Source organism: Mesorhizobium sp. M7A.F.Ca.CA.003.01.2.1, assembly GCF_003998945.1.
Lineage (GTDB): Bacteria > Pseudomonadota > Alphaproteobacteria > Rhizobiales > Rhizobiaceae > Mesorhizobium > Mesorhizobium ciceri.
The window spans coordinates 1-1,233 of the sequence record NZ_RZRA01001255.1 but is presented as its reverse complement, the minus strand read 5'-3'; the positions used below and the strand labels follow the sequence as shown (position 1 = coordinate 1,233).

The 1,233-nt window shown below is 60.4% G+C and carries 2 protein-coding genes; both read right to left on the bottom strand.

What is annotated here, in order from left to right:
- Nucleotides 1-466 (bottom strand): peptidoglycan-binding protein (locus tag EN969_RS31735; protein ID WP_206525288.1); only part of this gene is annotated, 466 nt, incomplete at its 3' end.
- 429 nt (nucleotides 467-895) lie between these two features.
- Nucleotides 896-1,233 (bottom strand): winged helix DNA-binding protein (locus EN969_RS31730; protein ID WP_127419767.1); only part of this gene is annotated, 338 nt, incomplete at its 5' end.

The following is a 1,233-nucleotide window of genomic DNA, read 5'->3' as shown; positions in this document are numbered from 1 at the left end:
AGGTGTATTTGCCCATCGAGCCATCAGCCGGCAGGCCGTGACGCAGTTGGAAGCGCTTGACTGCCGAGTCGACATAGGAATCGAAAGCCGTCGAAATGCCGGCGCTCTGCGACAGGTCGCCGGAAACCATCAGCCGCTTGCGCAACGGCACCACATCGGGATCATCGACGCCAAGCTGCAGCTTCTTGGTCGCGGGAACCTCGACCCAGCCACCCTGCCCGACAATGTTCTGGTATTGCCCGACCGCCTGTTCCGTGAAGGCAACGGTCTGCGGGCTGAAGATCGGCAGCGTCGAAGCCACCTTGCCACCCTCGCTGGCGCGGGCGTCGAACTGGTCGTCCCAATTGCCGCGCGCCGAGGATTTCAGGATATCACCGATCACATCCTGCGCATTGGCGCCGCCGGCGACCACCGCGGCTGCGAGCGCGGAGGCTCCGGACAGGAAAAAACGACGGCTGGTTTTCATGGACGTTCCAGACATTGGTAGCAGTTCGATCACTTGCTGCGTTGATCACCGGGCGATCTCGCCCGCACTGTAAAATTGGCAATCTTAACAATTAGCCAACCATGGTCCGTATCAGCTTGGTGTGACAATGCACAGGCGCGATACGGGCTGCGGGTGAACGCATGGCCTTCACCACAGCATCACTGCCATTCTCGGTTCCATTGGAATATGGCGGCAACGTGGCCTTGCGGCCAAATCCGACCGGCCAGCATTCCGAAAAGAACGGACCGTGCTTTTTGGGTATCGATCGGCGATCGACCACGCGGTGCAATGACCAGCCAAATCAAAGAAAGGCCGATGCCTCTCGGCACCGGCCCTGACTGAAGGTCGATATTTCGGCCGCGCTTCTGTGGCGCGGGCCGGATCCGATGCGGCGGATGTCTTACATCCTTACATCCGGTAGGCGATGGTGTCGTTCCAGAAGCGGTCGAGCCGCTGCAAAGCGCGGTTCATCTGCTTGAACTCATCGGTGTTGATGCCGCCGACCTGTTCGATCGAGCCGACATGACGCTCATAGAGGCCGGCGACGACCTCGGCCACCTCATTGCCCTTCGGCGTCAGCGAGACACGGACCGAACGGCGGTCGATGCGCGAGCGCTGATGGTTGATGAAGCCGAGATCGACCAGCTTCTTCAGATTGTAGGAGACGTTCGAGCCGAGATAGTAGCCACGCGAGCGCAGCTCGCCCGCGGTCAGTTCGGAATTGCCGATGCTGAACAGCAGCAGTG